Annotated in this window: 17 protein-coding genes and 1 other annotated feature; of the genes, 14 read left to right on the top strand and 3 right to left on the bottom strand. The window is 40.5% G+C overall.

Annotated features, from left to right (window positions below):
- Positions 1–98 precede the first annotated feature (98 nt).
- The 14 genes from I2D56_RS01630 to I2D56_RS01565 all read left to right on the top strand — a co-directional run bounded on the left by I2D56_RS01630 (position 99) and on the right by I2D56_RS01565 (position 14,419).
- Positions 99–611, top strand: coding sequence for a dihydrofolate reductase (locus I2D56_RS01630; RefSeq protein ID WP_048788787.1), 513 nt, complete (start codon positions 99–101; stop codon positions 609–611).
- A 210-nt stretch (positions 612–821) separates the two neighbouring features.
- Positions 822–2,054, top strand: a complete 1,233-nt coding sequence (gene clpX, locus I2D56_RS01625; protein WP_195347824.1) for an ATP-dependent Clp protease ATP-binding subunit ClpX — start codon at positions 822–824, stop codon at positions 2,052–2,054.
- 11 nt (positions 2,055–2,065) lie between these two features.
- Positions 2,066–2,662 carry a ribosome biogenesis GTP-binding protein YihA/YsxC gene (gene yihA / locus I2D56_RS01620; RefSeq protein ID WP_023023313.1) on the top strand — a complete coding sequence of 199 codons (597 nt, stop codon included), beginning with the start codon at positions 2,066–2,068 and terminating at the stop codon, positions 2,660–2,662.
- A gap of 146 nt (positions 2,663–2,808) precedes the next feature.
- Complete coding sequence (locus I2D56_RS01615; protein ID WP_195347823.1) at positions 2,809–3,507, top strand: glucosaminidase domain-containing protein; 699 nt, start codon at positions 2,809–2,811, stop codon at positions 3,505–3,507.
- Positions 3,508–3,698: 191 nt separating this feature from the next.
- Positions 3,699–4,496: a formate/nitrite transporter family protein gene (locus tag I2D56_RS01610; protein ID WP_195347822.1), complete on the top strand. Its 798-nt coding sequence runs from the start codon at positions 3,699–3,701 to the stop codon at positions 4,494–4,496.
- Between the two features lie 62 nt (positions 4,497–4,558).
- Positions 4,559–4,694: a sequence feature (ribosomal protein L10 leader region), on the top strand.
- A gap of 38 nt (positions 4,695–4,732) precedes the next feature.
- Positions 4,733–5,233 carry a 50S ribosomal protein L10 gene (rplJ, locus tag I2D56_RS01605; protein ID WP_048691273.1) on the top strand — a complete coding sequence of 167 codons (501 nt, stop codon included), beginning with the start codon at positions 4,733–4,735 and terminating at the stop codon, positions 5,231–5,233.
- A 76-nt stretch (positions 5,234–5,309) separates the two neighbouring features.
- On the top strand, positions 5,310–5,678 hold the full coding sequence (rplL, locus tag I2D56_RS01600) for a 50S ribosomal protein L7/L12 (protein WP_195347821.1): 369 nt from the start codon (positions 5,310–5,312) through the stop codon (positions 5,676–5,678).
- 486 nt (positions 5,679–6,164) lie between these two features.
- Positions 6,165–6,617 (top strand): hypothetical protein, encoded by a 453-nt coding sequence (locus I2D56_RS01595; protein WP_023023308.1) that lies wholly within the window; start codon positions 6,165–6,167, stop codon positions 6,615–6,617.
- A 185-nt stretch (positions 6,618–6,802) separates the two neighbouring features.
- On the top strand, positions 6,803–8,539 hold the full coding sequence (locus tag I2D56_RS01590; protein WP_195347820.1) for an ABC transporter ATP-binding protein: 1,737 nt from the start codon (positions 6,803–6,805) through the stop codon (positions 8,537–8,539).
- Positions 8,540–8,552: 13 nt separating this feature from the next.
- Positions 8,553–10,334, top strand: coding sequence for an ABC transporter ATP-binding protein (locus tag I2D56_RS01585; protein WP_123160267.1), 1,782 nt, complete (start codon positions 8,553–8,555; stop codon positions 10,332–10,334).
- Between the two features lie 275 nt (positions 10,335–10,609).
- Positions 10,610–11,164, top strand: coding sequence for a GNAT family N-acetyltransferase (locus I2D56_RS01580; protein WP_123160266.1), 555 nt, complete (start codon positions 10,610–10,612; stop codon positions 11,162–11,164).
- A 473-nt stretch (positions 11,165–11,637) separates the two neighbouring features.
- Positions 11,638–12,954, top strand: coding sequence for a branched-chain amino acid transport system II carrier protein (gene brnQ / locus I2D56_RS01575; protein WP_154852943.1), 1,317 nt, complete (start codon positions 11,638–11,640; stop codon positions 12,952–12,954).
- 162 nt (positions 12,955–13,116) lie between these two features.
- On the top strand, positions 13,117–13,824 hold the full coding sequence (ccdA2, locus tag I2D56_RS01570; RefSeq protein ID WP_023023299.1) for a thiol-disulfide oxidoreductase-associated membrane protein CcdA2: 708 nt from the start codon (positions 13,117–13,119) through the stop codon (positions 13,822–13,824).
- A 22-nt stretch (positions 13,825–13,846) separates the two neighbouring features.
- The gene (locus I2D56_RS01565; protein WP_154852940.1) at positions 13,847–14,419 is read left to right on the top strand and encodes a TlpA family protein disulfide reductase; all 573 of its coding nucleotides are present in this window, start codon (positions 13,847–13,849) and stop codon (positions 14,417–14,419) included.
- A gap of 183 nt (positions 14,420–14,602) precedes the next feature.
- Here I2D56_RS01565 and I2D56_RS01560 read toward each other — a convergent pair whose 3' ends face one another.
- From I2D56_RS01560 to I2D56_RS01550, 3 genes are read right to left on the bottom strand one after another with little or no spacing between them, the layout of a single operon-like run.
- Positions 14,603–15,838 carry an NAD(P)H-dependent oxidoreductase gene (locus tag I2D56_RS01560; RefSeq protein WP_195347819.1) on the bottom strand — a complete coding sequence of 412 codons (1,236 nt, stop codon included), beginning with the start codon at positions 15,836–15,838 and terminating at the stop codon, positions 14,603–14,605.
- 17 nt (positions 15,839–15,855) lie between these two features.
- Positions 15,856–16,461 (bottom strand): NADPH-dependent FMN reductase, encoded by a 606-nt coding sequence (locus I2D56_RS01555; protein ID WP_123160261.1) that lies wholly within the window; start codon positions 16,459–16,461, stop codon positions 15,856–15,858.
- 24 nt (positions 16,462–16,485) lie between these two features.
- Positions 16,486–17,409, bottom strand: coding sequence for an FAD:protein FMN transferase (locus I2D56_RS01550; RefSeq protein ID WP_195213900.1), 924 nt, complete (start codon positions 17,407–17,409; stop codon positions 16,486–16,488).
- Positions 17,410–17,525: the final 116 nt, after the last annotated feature.

Here is a 17,525-nt window from a genome sequence, read left to right as displayed (position 1 = left end):
GAAAAAATAAGAAGTTTTGCTCAAGGAAGCAATAGTTGGAAACAGTCTTTTCTTGAAAAATTTGATAAAATAGAAGTATCAGTGTAAAGGATGTAAAAATGAGTAAGAAAGTAATTGGCATTTGGGCTCAGACAAAGAATGGGGTAATCGGCAAGGACCAGGTGATGCCTTGGCATTTACCAGCTGAATTGCAGCACTTTAAACAAACGACTACAGGCCATGCGATTCTCATGGGAAGAGTTACCTACGAAGGTTTAAACAAACGGGTCCTCCCAAATCGGACCAATATCATTCTCTCTAGAGATGACAAATATGATGTAGAGAATGAAAAAGTTTTGTTAAAAACCTCAGTTGAGGACGTTTTAAACTGGTATAAGGATCAGGATTTGTCGCTCTTTATTATCGGTGGTGAGAAGGTCATTCGTCTTTTCGAGCCTTATCTAGAGGAGCTCTATCAGACTGTCATCGATGCCGAATTGGAAGGTGATACTTACTTCCCAGAAGACTTCCAGTGGGATCAGTTTCGCTTACTAGACGAGCGGACAATTGAAAAAGATGAAAAAAACCCTTACGACTTTACCATTAGACATTTTGAAAGAAAGGAAGACTAGTTCATGGAACGTAGTATTTTTGGCTTTTTTACAGCTGTTTTATGCGTGATTTGCCTAGTATGTGCTTCCCAGACCTTTCGGAAAAAGCGCTATGGCTTAGCCACGCTCTTCTTGTTAAATGCCTTTACTAATCTTGTGAATTCTATTCACGCCTTTTATATGACTTTATTTAGATAAATTACAAACAGACTTTAGAATCGGGAGAAGAAAATGCCTACAAATCAATCAAACGATATGATGGTTTATTGTTCCTTCTGCGGGAAAAACCAAGACGAAGTACAGAAGATTATCGCTGGGAACAATGCCTTTATCTGTAATGAATGTGTTGAGTTAGCTCAAGAAATCATTCGAGAAGAACTTGCTGAGGAAGTCTTGTCAGACCTTTCAGAAGTTCCAAAACCAATCGAACTCCTCAATATCCTTAACCACTATGTCATCGGTCAGGATCGTGCTAAACGAGCGCTAGCAGTAGCTGTCTACAATCACTACAAACGGATTAACTTCCACGAAAATCGTGAAGAAGACAACGATGTAGATCTACAAAAATCAAACATTTTGATGGTCGGTCCTACAGGCTCCGGAAAAACTTTCTTGGCTCAAACGCTTGCTAAGAGCTTAAACGTACCATTTGCTATCGCCGATGCAACAGCCTTGACAGAAGCTGGTTACGTCGGAGAAGACGTTGAGAACATCCTTCTTAAGCTGTTGCAAGCAGCTGACTTCAATATTGAACGTGCAGAGCGAGGCATCATCTATGTTGATGAAATCGATAAGATTGCCAAGAAGAGCGAGAATGTCTCTATCACCCGTGATGTGTCTGGTGAAGGGGTACAGCAAGCCCTCTTGAAGATCATCGAGGGAACTGTTGCCAGCGTGCCACCTCAAGGAGGACGCAAGCATCCACAACAAGAGATGATCCAAGTCGACACCAAAAACATTCTTTTCATCGTAGGTGGAGCCTTTGATGGGATTGAAGAAATTGTAAAGCAACGTCTAGGTGAAAAGATTATCGGATTTGGCCAAAACAACAAAGCCATTGATGAATCCAGCTCTTATATGCAAGAAATCATTGCAGAAGATATCCAAAAATTCGGTATCATTCCTGAGTTAATTGGTCGTCTTCCAGTTCTTGCTGCTTTGGAGCAACTGACAGTTGAAGATCTTGTCCGTATTTTGAAAGAACCAAGAAATGCCTTGGTGAAACAATACCAAGCTCTCTTATCCTTTGATGATGTTGAATTAGAATTTGATGACGAAGCGCTTGAAGAAATTGCAAGTAAGGCTATTGAACGCAAGACAGGTGCTCGCGGACTACGCTCCATCATCGAAGAAACTATGTTGGATGTGATGTTTGAAGTTCCAAGTCAAGAAGACGTCAAAATGGTTCGGATCACCAAAGAAGCAGTTAACGGAACTGAAAAACCAATTTTAGAAACTGCCTAGAAAGAAATTCTATGAAAGTAAATACTCATAATGCGGATATCCTCTTGAGTGCTGCTAATAAAAGCCATTATCCTCAAGATGATATCCCAGAAGTTGCACTTGCCGGTCGATCAAATGTCGGCAAGTCTTCTTTTATAAATACCATGCTAAATCGCAAGAACTTGGCCCGTACATCTGGAAAACCAGGAAAAACACAGTTGTTAAACTTTTTCAATATCGATGACAAACTTCGTTTTGTCGATGTACCCGGCTATGGGTATGCCCGTGTCTCCAAAAAAGAACGCGAGAAATGGGGCAAGATGATTGAAGAATATCTGACAACGAGAGAAAATTTAAGAGCGGTTGTCAGCTTGGTAGATCTTCGTCATGAACCCTCAGCAGATGATGTCCAGATGTACGAGTTTTTAAAATATTACGAGATCCCTGTTATCTTGGTTGCGACGAAAGCCGACAAAATTCCAAGAGGAAAATGGAACAAGCATGAATCCATGATCAAGAAGAAATTGGATTTTGATAAAACAGATACCTTTATCATCTTTTCATCGGTCAATAAAACTGGAGTAGAAGAAGCTTGGGATGTAATTTTTAACTTTAGTTTCTCGGAATAAATCGTATTATTACTGATCTGTTATTTATTTGTTTGATTTATCTCGATATTGTAATTAAAACGTAATATTGAACTCAACAATTTAATGCTTTTCTGTGCTATAATCATCTTAAAGAGTTTTCATTAAAACATTAGGAGATTATCACATTGAAAAAAATACTAAATAAATCGAAATTGATTGGATCCTTAGTAGCTCTGGTAGCTGCAGGAACAGTAGCAGCAGCCATGAGTGAGCACGTAGGAAACGTTGGAGCAAATGATGAAGCATATTCTCAATATGCAGATCCGACAGAAGCCTTCATCTCACAAATCGGTGAATCTGCTCGCCAACTTGGTCAAGAAAATGATCTGTATGCATCTGTTATGATTGCTCAAGCCATTTTAGAAAGTGGTTCAGGTCAATCTGGTTTGTCATCGTATCCACACTATAACCTTTTTGGTATTAAAGGGAGCTATGCTGGTCAATCTGCAGTGATGCAAACTTGGGAAGATGACGGTGCTGGAAATGCCTATACCATCAATGATGCTTTCCGTTCATACCCTAGCTACTATGAATCATTGCAAGACTACGTTGCGGTTTTGAAACAAGGTCATTTTGCAGGAGCTTGGAAGAGCAATACAACAAGCTATCAGGATGCAACAGCTGCTTTAACTGGTATCTATGCTACTGACACTAGTTACTATGCAAAATTGAACCATATCATTGAAACTTACAACCTTACTCAGTATGATTCACCTAGTGTGTATGGTGGCTATGAAGGTACTGTCTACAACCCTTATCGCCAACAATATACAACTCAAGAAATCTTGAACTTGGATATCGCTTGGGCGAATCGTTTCTTGTAAGATATGATTTAAATTGAATTTCAAACAGACTCTCAAAGTCTGTTTTTTTATTTTATCGTTTTAAATCGATTTATTTATTTTTCTTGTGGGACTCAGGATTTTTACTTTAAATTTTTCTGAAAACCTTTTCAGAAAGTCTATTCTATGATATAATGAAGAAGTTCACAAATTCAATATATAAGGAGATTCAGATGGGAGAATCAAATTTTGTTCTTAAGGTAGAAGCAGCATGTCAGAAGAAGGAAGAATTGTATACGGCATCTAAAGCTCGTTATGCGGTTCGCTCTATGTTCGCGGGTGCGTTTTTGACAATGAGTACTGCTGTAGGGATTGTGGGGGCAGATCTTCTCAACACTTTCTTGCCAGGTTCTGGTCGTTTCTTATTCCCATTTATTTTTGCGTGGGGATTGGTTTATTTACTATTCTTAAATAGTGAGTTAACGACTTCAAATATGATGTACCTGACAGCTGGTGTTTATCTAAAGAAGATTGATTGGAAGAAAGCTTTAGAAATTTTACTCTATTGCACATTTTTTAATCTAGTTGGTGCCTTGTTACTCGCATTTCTCTTCAGTCAGACAAGTGCTTTTGCTAATTTGAATCCAAAGGGCTTCCTTGGTTCGGTTGTAGAGATGAAATTGCAACGCTCTAATCAATTGGTCTTCTTTGAAGGGATTATTGCCAACATCTTTGTTAATATAGCTATTTTGTCCTATTTATTCTTTAAAGATGAAACAGCGAAAGTTCTGATGGCTTTGTCAGCTATTTATATGTTTGTTTTCCTTACCAATGAACACATCGCGGCAAACTTTGCTTCTTTCTCATTAGCTACTTTTAACTCTATTTCGAAAGATTTGCCTCACTTAGAGTTCTTCAATGTGCTTCGTCATTATGCTGTCACCTTTGTAGGGAACTGGGTAGGTGGAGGAGTGATCATGGGCTTAGCCTATGCATGGCTCAATCGTACCAAGACTATCTATAAAGATTAACTATTTTTAAAAAAAGTTTGCAAAAATACTTGCATTCTTTTTTTTTATGTGATACACTAAATAACGGTTTGAAAAAACTGCCTAAGACAGTAGGGGAGCTCGACTCATAAAGATCCTACCGAGGACAAAACGTATCATGTAAAAAGAAGCGTATTGTACTTTCGTGTCTAGGTTTGGGCGCGTTTTTCTTTTGGAAAAATTCCCCAAGCAAAATAATTACGGAGGTGAACACACTAATGAGTGAAGCAATTATTGCTAAGAAAGCGGAACTAGTTGACGTAGTAGCTGAGAAAATGAAAGCTGCTGCATCAATCGTCGTTGTGGACGCTCGTGGTTTGACAGTAGAACAAGATACAGTTCTTCGTCGTGAGCTTCGTGGAAGCGAAGTTGAGTACAAAGTGATCAAAAACTCAATCTTACGTCGTGCAGCTGAAAAAGCTGGTCTTGAAGATCTTGCATCTGTTTTTGTTGGACCATCTGCAGTAGCATTTTCTAACGAAGATGTTATCGCTCCAGCGAAAATCTTGAACGACTTTTCTAAAAACGCTGACGCACTTGAAATCAAGGGTGGTGCAATCGAAGGCGCTGTCGCATCTAAAGAAGAGATTCTTGCTCTTGCAACTCTTCCAAACCGCGAAGGACTTCTTTCTATGCTCCTTTCTGTACTTCAAGCGCCAGTGCGCAACGTTGCTCTTGCAGTCAAAGCGGTTGCAGACAACAAAGAAGACGCAGCTTAATCTTAAGCTACGCAGCGTAGCCTAGCTACAAAAATTATAAATAAAAAAATTTAAAACTTATTTGGAGGAAATAACAATGGCATTGAACATTGAAAACATTATTGCTGAAATTAAAGAAGCTTCAATCCTTGAATTGAACGACCTTGTAAAAGCTATCGAAGAAGAATTTGGTGTAACTGCAGCTGCTCCTGTAGCTGTTGCTGCAGCTGGTGCTGCTGACGCTGGTGCTGCTAAAGATTCATTCGATATCGAATTGACATCTGCAGGCGACAAGAAAGTCGGCGTTATCAAAGTTGTACGTGAAATCACTGGTCTTGGTCTTAAAGAAGCTAAAGAACTTGTTGATGGTGCACCAGCAGTTGTTAAAGAAGGTGTTGCTACAGCTGAAGCTGAAGAAATCAAAGCTAAATTGGAAGAAGCTGGAGCTTCAGTTACTCTTAAATAATAGAGTTTCCAATCAAAATGAAAACCGAGGTCTAAACCTCGGTTTTTTTGTGTACAATTTTGAATTTAGTTCTTTGTATTTGATCCTATATCTGAAGAAATCTTAGAAATGGGTGAAAAAGAAGGGGGACAAATAGTGGACCTAGTCTTTTCGTTAATCGAATAAAGGTAAAAGTTGAACTTGAAATTAAGGATAAGACAGGAACGCAGTTCTGCCTCAGTTAGTTTGTTTGGGAATGAGCAGGAGTAGTCTATAGTTTCAAAAGAAGATAGTATTGCTATCTTCTTTATTTTTTCACGAAAGAAGTATGGTACTGTAAAAAAGTCTTTAAATCATTCAGCGTACTTTCACTCTTAAACGCTGTAGAACAGTGTATTCCCAACGGTTACTCCCAATTCTTATCCAGTTCTTACTAATTTATTATGTTGTGAGACCTCTATTTTTTTGATAGAATAGTCCTTATCAACAAATAAAGGGAGATTTCTGATGAAATACTTTAAACGTCTTGTCTTTGCTGCTTTGTTGGCAGTTGGTGCGATTTTCCTTGTAGCTTGTGGTTCTACAACTAGCGATAATGGGAAATATGTCTATAAAGCTGAGAAGGATCAAATTAAAAGCATCCTTAAAAAGCAAGGGGCTAGTGAGGAACAACTTGAGCAGGTGATTGATCAATTTGATTTGACAATGACAATTGAAATTAAAGATACAAAAGCTAAGATGATTATCGAAATGAAAGCTCTTGGTGAAAGCAAAAAGAAAACAATTGACCTGAAAGCTGATCAAAATGCTAAAACTCTTGAATCAGCAGAAGGTGGTAAAGATAAAGTCAAGTATAAGATTGATGGTGATGTTTTAACTTTGGATGTATCAAAAGCAGAATCTAGTGATTATGAAGTTTTTGCTTTCTTCAAAGATGCAAAATTCAAACGTCAGAAATAATCGTATCTAGAGGGGATGGCTGAGGCTATCCTCTTTTTTCTTCATGGTTTTCATTAGCTCTTTTCCTTGCTAGCCACCTAGGGTTCTGATATAATGAGGTTACTGTGAAGAAGGCGTGTGAGCTTTCTAGAATCATTTAAAAAGTACTTGACGGTGCTTTTTTATTGTATAGGGAGGAGAAAGGTATGGGATATATTTGGTCTTATTTGAGAAAATATCCAAAATGGTTGTGCTTGAATTTTACAGCAGCCATCTTTTTTGTGATTGTTAATCTCGGTTTGCCAACTGTTTTGGCCCGTATGATTGATGAGGGAATCAATCCGAGAGATATAGAGCGTGTTTATTTCTGGGCCTGGGTTATGTTTGGTGTGATCATCGTCGGAATTCTTGGTCGAATCGTTCTGGCCTATGCGGTTGGGAAGATTACTACAACCATGGTTATGGATATGCGGAATGATCTTTATGAGAAGCTTCAGGAATATTCTCACCATGAGTATGAAAAGATTGGCGTTTCTTCTTTAGTGACACGGATGACGTCTGATGCTTTTGTCCTAATGCAATTTTCTGACCAGATGTTAAAACTTGGGGTCATTACTCCCATCATGATGGTGTCGAGTATTCTCTTGATTTTACAAACGAGTCCATCTCTTGCCTGGATTGTGGCGATTTCGATGCCTTTTTTGGCCGTGGTGGTCTGGTATGTAGCTGTTAAGACCAAGCCTTTGTCAGAGAAGCAGCAGGAAACCCTAGATAAGCTCAATCAATATGCCCGTGAGAATCTTACAGGGCTTCGTGTCATTCGTGCTTTTGCACGTGAGGAATTCCAAGAGGAAAAGTTTGGCAAAGCCAATGCAGTCTATGCGGACAACTCTAATAAACTCTTTAAACTGACTGGTTTGACGGAGCCACTCTTTGTTCAAATCATCATCGCTATGATTGTAGCTATTGTGTGGTTTGCCTTGGATCCTCTAGGGGATGGGAGCTTAGAAATTGGGAATCTTGTCGCCTTTATCGAATACAGTTTCCATGCCTTGCTTTCTTTCCTTTTCCTAGCCAATCTCTTCACCATGTACCCACGAACAGCGGTGTCTAGTCATCGTTTGAAAGAAATCATGGACATGCCAATTTCCATTGATCCGAATGAAAATGGGGTTACTGAGACAGAAACCAAGGGTTATCTGGAGTTTGACAATGTCACTTTTGCCTATCCTGGTGAAACAGAGAATCCAGTCCTTCACAATATTTCCTTTAAGGCTAAACCGGGTGAAACCATTGCCTTTATCGGATCGACCGGTTCTGGGAAATCCTCTCTCGTTCAGCTCATTCCTCGATTCTATGATGTTACTTTAGGGAAAATCTTGGTCGATGGCGTGGATGTGCGTGATTTTAATGTTAAAGCCTTGCGCCATAAGATTGGATTTATCCCACAGAAGGCCTTGCTCTTTACAGGTACCATTGCTGAAAACCTCCGTTATGGTAAGGAAGATGCGAGTATTGAGGAGTTAGATAAGGCAGCAGATGTAGCCCAAGCCAAGGAATTTATCGAGAGTAAGGAGGAGCAGTTTGACACTCATTTAGCAGAAGGTGGTAGCAACCTTTCTGGAGGTCAGAAGCAACGTTTATCGATTGCACGTGCAGTTGTTAAGGAGCCGGATATCTATATCTTTGATGATTCCTTCTCTGCTCTGGATTATAAGACAGATGCCACGCTGAGAAAACGTCTAAAAGAAGTAACTGGAGATGCGACCGTTTTAATCGTAGCCCAGCGGGTTGGGACCATTATGGATGCGGATCAAATCATTGTCTTGGATCATGGAGAAATCGTTGGTCGTGGAACCCACGAAGAACTCCTAGCAACCAATGAAATCTACAGTGAGATTGCCCGCTCACAGTTGAATAATCAATCATTGACAGAAGAATAGGAGGGAGGAGAAAATGAAAGAAAAACGTTCCAGTTTTGTACGCCTTTGGGGCTACTTAAAAGCTTATCGCTTTGCCGTTATTCTCGCTACTCTTCTAAAAATTCTGAGTGTGGTCATGAGTGTCATCGAACCCTATATTCTAGGACTCGCCATTACTGAATTAACTGCTAACCTGACAGATATGGCTAGAGGAGTTGCAGGAGCTCAGATTAATGCTGGCTATGTCGGCTGGGTCATGGTTGTCTATCTCTTCCGTGGAGTCTTGTATGAACTCGGTTCATATTATTCGAATTACTTCATGACCAATGCTGTTCAAAGCATGATTGAGGATATGCGTAATGACTTATCCGAAAAAATTAATCGTATCCCCGTTTCTTACTTTGATCAGCACCAATTTGGAGATCTTCTCGGTCGCTTTACTAGTGATGTCGAAACGGTTTCCAATGCCTTGCAACAGTCTTTCCTTCAAATTGTTAATGCGATCTTCACCTTAAGCTTGGTTATTGCTATGGTGCTTTATCTTAACCTCACTTTGGGGTTAATCGTGATTGCTTCTATTCCGATCACCTTCTTCGGTGCCCAGTTTATTATGAAGAAATCCCAGCCTTATTTTAAAGAGCAGGCAGATGTCCTTGGGGCTCTAAATGGTTTTGTTCAGGAAAACTTGAGTGGCTTTAACGTCTTAAAACTCTATGTACGTGAAGAATCATCGCAAGAAGAATTCCGTGACATTACTCGTCGTCTCCAACAAGTTGGATTTAAAGCGAATTTTATTTCTGGACTGATGATGCCAGTTCTTAATGCGATCTCTGATTTGACATATCTTTTGGTGGCCGTTATCGGAGCTATTCAAGTTCTTGCCGGTCGTCTTACAGTTGGGAATATGCAGGCTTTTGTTCAGTATGTCTGGCAGATCAATCAGCCTATTCAAAATTTGAGCCAGTTAGCTGGCATCTTGCAAAGTGCCAAATCTTCACTAGACCGGGTCTTCCAAGTCCTTGATGAACCAGATGAAGTGCTCGGTAAAAATGAATCTCTGGACAAAGAACTGACAGGGCAGGTTAGCTTTAATCATGTAGACTTCCAATATGTGGAAGATAAACCGCTGATCCGTGATTTTAACCTAGAGGTTAATCCTGGTGAGATGGTGGCTATTGTCGGACCGACAGGAGCAGGGAAAACGACCCTCATCAACCTCCTCATGCGTTTCTACGATGTGACTAAGGGGGCTATTACAGTGGATGGTCATGATATCCGTGACCTATCTCGCCAAGACTATCGTAAGCAGTTTGGGATGGTTCTTCAGGATGCTTGGCTCTATGAAGGGACCATTAAAGAGAATCTGCGCTTTGGAAACTTGGATGCGACAGATGAAGAGATTGTCGCTGCTGCCAAGGCTGCCAACGTTGACCACTTTATCCGGACCCTTCCGGGAGGCTACAACATGGAGATGAACCAGGAGTCTAGTAATATCTCTTTGGGGCAGAAGCAGTTGTTGACCATTGCGCGTGCCCTTCTAGCTGATCCAAAGATATTGATTTTAGATGAGGCAACTTCTTCAGTGGATACGCGTCTGGAACTCTTGATTCAAAAGGCTATGAAGAACTTGATGAAAGGGCGAACTAGTTTTGTCATTGCTCACCGCTTGTCTACTATCCAAGAAGCAGATAAGATTTTAGTTCTTAAAGAGGGTCAAATCATCGAACAAGGAAATCATGAGTCCCTCTTGGCTGCACAAGGATTTTATTACGACTTGTACATGAGCCAATTCTCCAAAAAAGAAGAAGCTGAATAATAGCGTAAAAGAGAGTTGGACAGAAATCGGTAATTCGTTAGAATTCGATTTCGTCGTCCCACCTCCGCACAGTTGAGTAGGGCTGTAAAAGCTGATGAAATCAGCGTAGTAGAGCCCACACAACCACTGCGTCTTGCTCGACAATCCAAAGATAATTGAGAGGCTAGGACTTTTGTCCCAGCCTTTTTTAAGCTACATACTTGCTTTTGAAAGAAGACGGATTTCTTGAAGATGTTTATTTTATTTGCTATAATCGTAGCAGAAATGGAGGCTTTATGCGCTTAACAAGCCAATTAATCACTGAAACATTCCCAGATCTGGATAAGGTCGAGCGGTTGAATACCGAGGCTTTCCCTGAAGAGGAACGGATTCCTATATCTGAGTTTTTACGCTATACAGACAATGATGATGCTCATTTTTTTGCTTTTTACAATGAGGAAGAATTTGTTGGATTTGCCTTTGCTATTTCAAATGCCAAGGCCTTTTATGTCAGCTTCTTTGCCATTATGCCTCACTTGCGAAGTCACGGCTATGGCCAAGAAATCATTGAAAAATTAATCGAATTTTACCATCGGACCATGTTGTTAGAAGTTGAGCGCTTGGATGAAGAATGTGACAATCTAGAACAACGACGGGCTCGAATGGACTTCTATTTGCGGAACGGCTTCAAAACAGCCAATGCCTTTCTTGAATATGAAGGGCTTAGTTTTGAAATCCTCTATCGAGGAGAAGGCTTTGATGAGGAAGCCTATCGTGATATCTTCCGTAAACTTCAGGAAGAGAATTATTTTGATTTTCGCATTCAATACAGACGTTTTAGTGAAGATTAGAAAAAAGAGGCTGGGACAAAAGTCCCAGCCTCTCAATTGTCTTTGGATTGTCGAGCAAGACGCAGTGGTTGAGTGGGCTCTACTACGCTGATTTCATCAGCTTTTACAGCCCTACTCAACTGTGCGGAGGTGGGACGACGAAATAGAATTCTAACGAATAACCGATTTCTGTCCCACTCTCTTTAGTTTAGATGTTGAACATGAACTCAATTAGTCGCATGACTTGTGAAAAGAACCGAGGCAGAAATAGAAGTGCTAAGAAAGTAGCATGCCAGTTCCAGTACAAGGACACTAGACCAACTGTTTCTCGTGTATCATAATTGAGAATAAGAGGCTATGTTGATAGGAGGAGAAAGAATTTGTTGTTCATACGAAAAGCTTTCTGTTAAATAAGATAAATTCAGTAAAAATGATTGCTCCGAAGCATGAAAGCTGTTATACTAGATAGGATTGAAAAATGTAAAGGAGAACATATGTTACGAAAAGGTTCCTTAACAGGTTTGCTGTTATTTGGTATTTTCTTCGGTGCAGGGAATTTGATCTTTCCACCTGCGCTAGGTGCCCAATCGGGTAGCCATTTTTGGCCAGCTATTGCTGGATTTGTCTTATCAGGAGTAGGAATTGCGATTATTACCTTGATCATTGGGACGCTCAATCCTAAAGGCTATATTCATGAGATTTCACGTAAAATCGCCCCTTGGTTTGCTATCGTTTATCTAGTAGCCTTGTACCTCTCTATTGGCCCTTTCTTTGCCATTCCGAGAACGGCTACCGTTTCCTACGAAGTTGGGATTGCGCCCTTGTTAGGAAATTCAAGTGGAAAACTTAGTCTCTTCGTTTTCACCTTGGTTTATTTCTGTTTAGCCTATTTGATTGCCCTTCACCCTTCTAAAATCTTAGATAGTATTGGTCGGATTTTAACTCCTGTCTTTGCTATCTTGATTGTTGTATTGGTTGTCCTAGGTGCTCTCAAGTACAGCGGACACGCGCCACAAGTTGCAACAGAAGCCTACCAAGCCTCTGCCTTTGGTCAAGGTTTCCTTGAAGGGTATAACACCTTGGATGCCCTCGCTTCAGTGGCCTTTAGTGTGATTGCGGTAACTACCCTCAATCAACTTGGTTTCACCAGCAAGAAAGAATACATTAAAACCATCTGGATCGTTGGGATTGTTGTAGCCATTGGCTTTAGTATTTTATACATTGGCTTGGGTTACCTTGGAAATCATTTCCCAATTCCAGCAAAAGTAATGGCATCTGATGCCAATAAAGGGGTCTATGTCCTTTCAGAAGCAACCAAGGCTATCTTTGGACCAGCTGCTCAAATCTTCCTTGCGGGTATGGTGACGGTGACTTGCTTCACGACAACAGCCGGTTTGATCGTGTCAACCGGGGAATTCTTCCATAACACCTTCCCTAAAATCTCTTACAAGGTCTATGCGACAGTCTTCACTTTGATTGGTTTTGCGATTGCCAATCTTGGCTTGAGCGCCATTATTGCCTATTCATTGCCTGTCTTGATGATCCTCTATCCAATCACCATTACTATAGTGTTGATTGTGATTGTAAACAAATTTACTCAACTATCAAAACCAGGAATGCAACTGACTATTTTCTTAGTTAGCTTGGTGGCGATTGCAGATGTTCTTGCAAGCACCTTCAAACTTACAGGTCTGGCAAACGTCATTAAAACTTTACCATTTGCTGCCCAGTCCCTTCCATGGTTACTCCCAGCAGTAGTTGGTATTGTCCTCTCTCTTTTCTTGCCAAATAAACAAAGCGCAGAAGAATAATAAGTCGTCAATTGAACTCCAAAGTGATATGCTTTGGAGTTTTTGTTTGGCTATGAAACTAGTTTCTAAATGATCGATTAGAAATCAAAGCGTAGCAGAAATTTTTAATTTAGGAGCTGGAATGTTATACTAGTTGTAGCATATCAATATACGGAGTGTTTTATGAATCAAATCGTTTTCTCCTTCACTGTCTTTCTGGCAGGGATTCTCTCCTTTTTCTCTCCCTGTGTCTTTCCTTTGCTTCCGGTATACATCGGGGTTTTGCTAGGAAGTGATCAGGAAAAATCCATTCAGATTTTCGGGAAGAAGATTCGCTGGCATGGTCTTGTAAAGACCTTGTGTTTTATCGCAGGGATTTCTGTTATTTTCCTTATTATTGGTTTCGGGGCAGGTCTACTTGGGCAAATTATGTACACCAACTGGTTCCGATACTTGATGGGAGCGCTGATTATTATTCTTGGCCTTCATCAGATGGAAGTCTTTCACTTTAACTTCTTAGAAAAGCAAAAAACAATGGATTTCGGAGCCAACAAGCACAAGAATGAATTACTTTCAGCTTTTCTGCTTGGGCTTGGTTTTAGCTTTGGCTGGACGCCATGTATCGGTCCGGTTCTAGGCTCTGTACTTGCCTTAGCAGCATCCAATGGTCAAGATGCCCTCATGGGTGCTCTCTATCTTTTTATCTATACATTAGGGATGGCCATTCCGTTTTTACTTTTGGCTCTAGCATCTGGGATTGTTCTCCCATACTTTAATCGTTTAAAACCCCATCTCTTGTTACTGAAGAAGATTGGTGGCTTGATCATCATCATTATGGGGATTTTGTTACTCTTGGGACAATTGAATAGCTTGTCTGCTATCTTTTCATAAATTAAATGGAGGTTTACTCATTATGAAAGTTATTAAATACGCCTGTTTTTCGCTTCTTTCTCTATCCATTCTGACTGCTTGCTCTATGAATCAGTCCGAAAGCGGCATGAACAATCAATCCATGGATAATCAATCAATGACCAATACTAGCACAAGTAAACATCCTTTAGTAGGAAAAGAAGCTAGTGACTTCGAGCTAAAGGATATGAAGGGGAATACAGTCAAACTTTCAGACTATAGAGGCAAAAAGGTTTACTTGAAATTCTGGGCGACTTGGTGTGGTCCTTGCCGACAAAGTATGCCTGAACTGAATAAACTGGTCGAAGAAAAGGACCGGGACTTTGAGATTCTTACCGTTATGGCACCAGGGATGCAAGGGGAAAAAACAGAAGAAGAGTTTGTTGAATGGTTTGCCCAACAAGACTATCAATCAGTTCCTGTTTTGTACAATCCGGATGGATCTGCCTTTATAAATTACCAAGTCCGTTCAATCCCTACGGAAGTCTTTATTGATAGCCAAGGAAAGATTGGACATGTTCAATTAGGGGCAATTTCAAACGAAGATGCTAAGAAGATTATCAAAGAGTTGAAATAAAAGAGGCTGGGACAAAAGTCCTAGCCTCTCAATTATCTTTGGATTGTCGAGCAAGACGCAGTGGTTGTGTGGGCTCTACTACGCTGATTTCATCAGCTTTTACAGCCCTACTCAACTGTGCGGAGGTGGGACGACGAAATCGAATTCTAACGAATTACCGATTTCTGTCCCACTCTCTTTTTATTAGTTGCTTGCACCAGATGTAGCATCAGCAGCTGCGTCACCGTGTCCTCCAGCATCTGAAGCACCTGAAGTAGCGTCTGCATCCCCATGGCCGCCAGCAGGAGCAAATGGTCCGCTACCGCCTACAAGACGTTGACCAGTTGTTTGAAGGTACCAGTCCAACCATGGTTTGAAGTTGAAGACAATTTCGTTGATACCAGCGTATGAACCATCTGGATAGTACATAGCTTGATAGTTGTGAGTATTGATCACGCCTTCAGGAGAGCCTGGAACAATGGTACGAACATATTCTTGGTTTCCGTTGCGAAGAGTACCAATGACCCATTCAACGTTTTTCATACGTGCTGGTGGAAGAGAACCGTGAACGGTTGACATCCGGCTACCTGATTGAGGTGGCACGCGTTTCGCAAACATGGTATCTGGATCTTGGTGGGCATTGTTGTAGTAGAGGAACTGGTTGTTATCATCAGCGTATGTCAATTCGAAAGGCATAGCTTTCAAGAACATATCGATTTGATTAACAGTCAGGATACCGTGGTCCAATTTGACGTATGTATCACCAGATACAGCCCCTGTAATTTCTGCAACTTTTTCTACCCAATCTGGATCATCCGGATCAACCTCAGTAATAGTAGTAGCGATTGGTTTTCCGCAATCCAAATCTTCTGGTTCAATTGGTTTTGGTTTTTTCAATTTAGAAACGACTCCTACGTATTTCACAAAGTTATCTAAGCAAGTTTCAAGGAATTTTACAGTTCCTTCGTTGATGATGTTGCCATCTGCGTCAAAAGCTTCTTTCGCTTTTCCGAGAAGGAATTCGTTCCCTGGAAGGGTATAGGCATTGACACCTGGAGCATCCAGAATCTTACGAAGGTGAACTTGGGCACGAGAAGTCCCTTGGTCGTAGTAAGAAGCACCTACAATCATGACAGGTTTGCTTTCAAATGGATGAACTTCATAGGAAAGCCATTCAAGAACTGATTTTAGAGCAGCCGAAATGGTATGGTTGTGTTCTGGGGTTGCAATAATCACCCCATCTGCACGAGTGATTTTATTATACAAAAGACGCAATTGGAAGCTTTCGTCCCATTTTTCATCTTGGTTAAACATTGGGACTTCATCAATTTCAAGAATTTCCAATTCAAATTTGAGCTTAAATTGGCGTTGCATGAACTCCAAGAGTTTACGGTTATATGATTGATCATAGTTTGAGCCTAAAATTCCAACAAATTTCATTCTTATCGTCTCCTATCCTACAAGTTTTCCCAGTTAAATTTTTCAGCAGATTTGCGAATTAACTCATGAGCATTACGTAATTTGTCTGTAATCTTTACAAAAATACGGAAGTCATCGAAGATAGCATCCAATTTTTGAATGACTTCTAAATCTACCAAATCTCCATGTTGGTCGAAGGCTTGCAATGAATGAGAAAGCAAGAATTCATCTGGCAAAACAGTTGCTTTGATTTCTGGAGCGTTTAAGATTTGGCGAAGTTGCAGTTGGGCACGTGAAGATCCTAAAGTACCGTATGAAGCACCAGTAATCATAACTGGTTTGTTCAACAAAGGAAAGACTCCGTAAGAGAGCCAAGCTAAAGCGCTCATCAGGACAGCTGGAATAGAGTGATCATATTCAGGAGTGCCGATGATGACACCATCAGCTTTCTCAATTTTATCAACAATCTCTAAGATAGCTTCTGGTACATTCTTGTCAGCCGGTTTGTTAAAAACTGGGATGTCTTTGATTTCGACCAATTCAATATCAGCTTTGTTTGCAAAATGTTTTTGCATGTATTGAAGTAGTTGACGGTTTGTAGAACGTTTGGAGTTGGTCCCCACAATCGCAATTAGTTTTGTCATAAAAATTTCCTTTCTGATGTAACATTATATATAGGATTGAAGCCCGCTTGTAAAAGCGATCTTGCCTGATTGCGAAACCAATAAGGTATCGATACCAGGGAGCGATTCAACAATGTTGAGAATAGAAGCAGGGGATTCCCCAAACAGTCGAGTAGTCCAAATCTCCCCATCTACGGATTTGTCAGATATTATAGTAATGCTGGCTAAGTCTGTCTCAACAGGATAGCCTGTCTTGCTATCGAATATATGATGAAATGACTGCCCATCGACTTCTAGATGACGTTCGTAAATTCCTGAGGTTACGATAGACTTGTTCTCGATTGAAAGAGCAAGTAGGTGGTGCCCTCTTGGCTCAACAGGATTTTGAATCCCAATTCGCCACGGCTGTTTTCTAATCGGATTCTGACCGACTGTTAGAATATTGCCTCCAAGATCGATTAAAGCATCTGAGATTCCTTGACTTTTTAAAAATCTAGCAACGAGGTCAGCACTGTAACCTTTTGCCAAAGCCCCAAGATCAATTTTCATACCAGGATGTGTCAGATAGACAGCGTGGTTTTTATGATCTAGTTGAATTTTTTGAGGGTTGATTTTCAACAAGGCTTGGTCAATTTCCTTCTGGTCTGGACGCCTAGCGTCTGCAAATCCAATTCGCCAGGTCTGAACAAGAGGACCAATTGCAATATTTAAATGGCTATTTCGGGCCTGACTGTGCTGGGTACCTAAAGAGATGAGCTCAAAAAGATCTGGATGGACTTGAACGGCTGAAATACCTGCTTGATGATTGACCTCCATGAGTTCAGAACTTGTATCATTGGCACTGAAACGGTGTTCATAAGACCGGAGAAGCTCAAAGCATCGAGTTAGAAGCTTATCTGCTTGTGGGTGCAGGATCGATACAGTAATCGTTGTTCCCATCAAGCGTTCAGATTGACTGCTTAGGTCCACTGAAAATCTATCCTTTCCTATTTTCACTTACTTACAGTATATCAAAAAGAGATCGTTTTCACAATCCCTTTAAGCAAATTTGTTGACATTTTTCAAGGCTTGTGATTAAAGATTTG

The sequence above is a fragment of the Streptococcus australis genome, assembly GCF_015553625.1.
Classification (GTDB): Bacteria; Bacillota; Bacilli; order Lactobacillales; family Streptococcaceae; genus Streptococcus; species Streptococcus australis_B.
This window is presented reverse-complemented; position numbering and strand designations above follow the sequence as displayed.

Excerpts from the sequence above, each read along its gene's own strand:
- I2D56_RS01585 (WP_123160267.1), top strand. The coding sequence starts at position 8,553 with ATGAAAGAAAAACGTTCCAGTTTTGTACGCCTTTGGGGCTACTTAAAA.
- rplL (WP_195347821.1), top strand. The coding sequence starts at position 5,310 with ATGGCATTGAACATTGAAAACATTATTGCTGAAATTAAAGAAGCTTCA.
- clpX (WP_195347824.1), top strand. The coding sequence starts at position 822 with ATGCCTACAAATCAATCAAACGATATGATGGTTTATTGTTCCTTCTGC.
- I2D56_RS01555 (WP_123160261.1), bottom strand. The coding sequence starts at position 16,461 with ATGACAAAACTAATTGCGATTGTGGGGACCAACTCCAAACGTTCTACA.
- I2D56_RS01580 (WP_123160266.1), top strand. The coding sequence starts at position 10,610 with ATGCGCTTAACAAGCCAATTAATCACTGAAACATTCCCAGATCTGGAT.
- rplJ (WP_048691273.1), top strand. The coding sequence starts at position 4,733 with ATGAGTGAAGCAATTATTGCTAAGAAAGCGGAACTAGTTGACGTAGTA.
- I2D56_RS01630 (WP_048788787.1), top strand. The coding sequence starts at position 99 with ATGAGTAAGAAAGTAATTGGCATTTGGGCTCAGACAAAGAATGGGGTA.
- I2D56_RS01595 (WP_023023308.1), top strand. The coding sequence starts at position 6,165 with ATGAAATACTTTAAACGTCTTGTCTTTGCTGCTTTGTTGGCAGTTGGT.
- I2D56_RS01610 (WP_195347822.1), top strand. The coding sequence starts at position 3,699 with ATGGGAGAATCAAATTTTGTTCTTAAGGTAGAAGCAGCATGTCAGAAG.
- I2D56_RS01590 (WP_195347820.1), top strand. The coding sequence starts at position 6,803 with ATGGGATATATTTGGTCTTATTTGAGAAAATATCCAAAATGGTTGTGC.
- I2D56_RS01565 (WP_154852940.1), top strand. The coding sequence starts at position 13,847 with ATGAAAGTTATTAAATACGCCTGTTTTTCGCTTCTTTCTCTATCCATT.
- brnQ (WP_154852943.1), top strand. The coding sequence starts at position 11,638 with ATGTTACGAAAAGGTTCCTTAACAGGTTTGCTGTTATTTGGTATTTTC.
- yihA (WP_023023313.1), top strand. The coding sequence starts at position 2,066 with ATGAAAGTAAATACTCATAATGCGGATATCCTCTTGAGTGCTGCTAAT.
- ccdA2 (WP_023023299.1), top strand. The coding sequence starts at position 13,117 with ATGAATCAAATCGTTTTCTCCTTCACTGTCTTTCTGGCAGGGATTCTC.
- I2D56_RS01560 (WP_195347819.1), bottom strand. The coding sequence starts at position 15,838 with ATGAAATTTGTTGGAATTTTAGGCTCAAACTATGATCAATCATATAAC.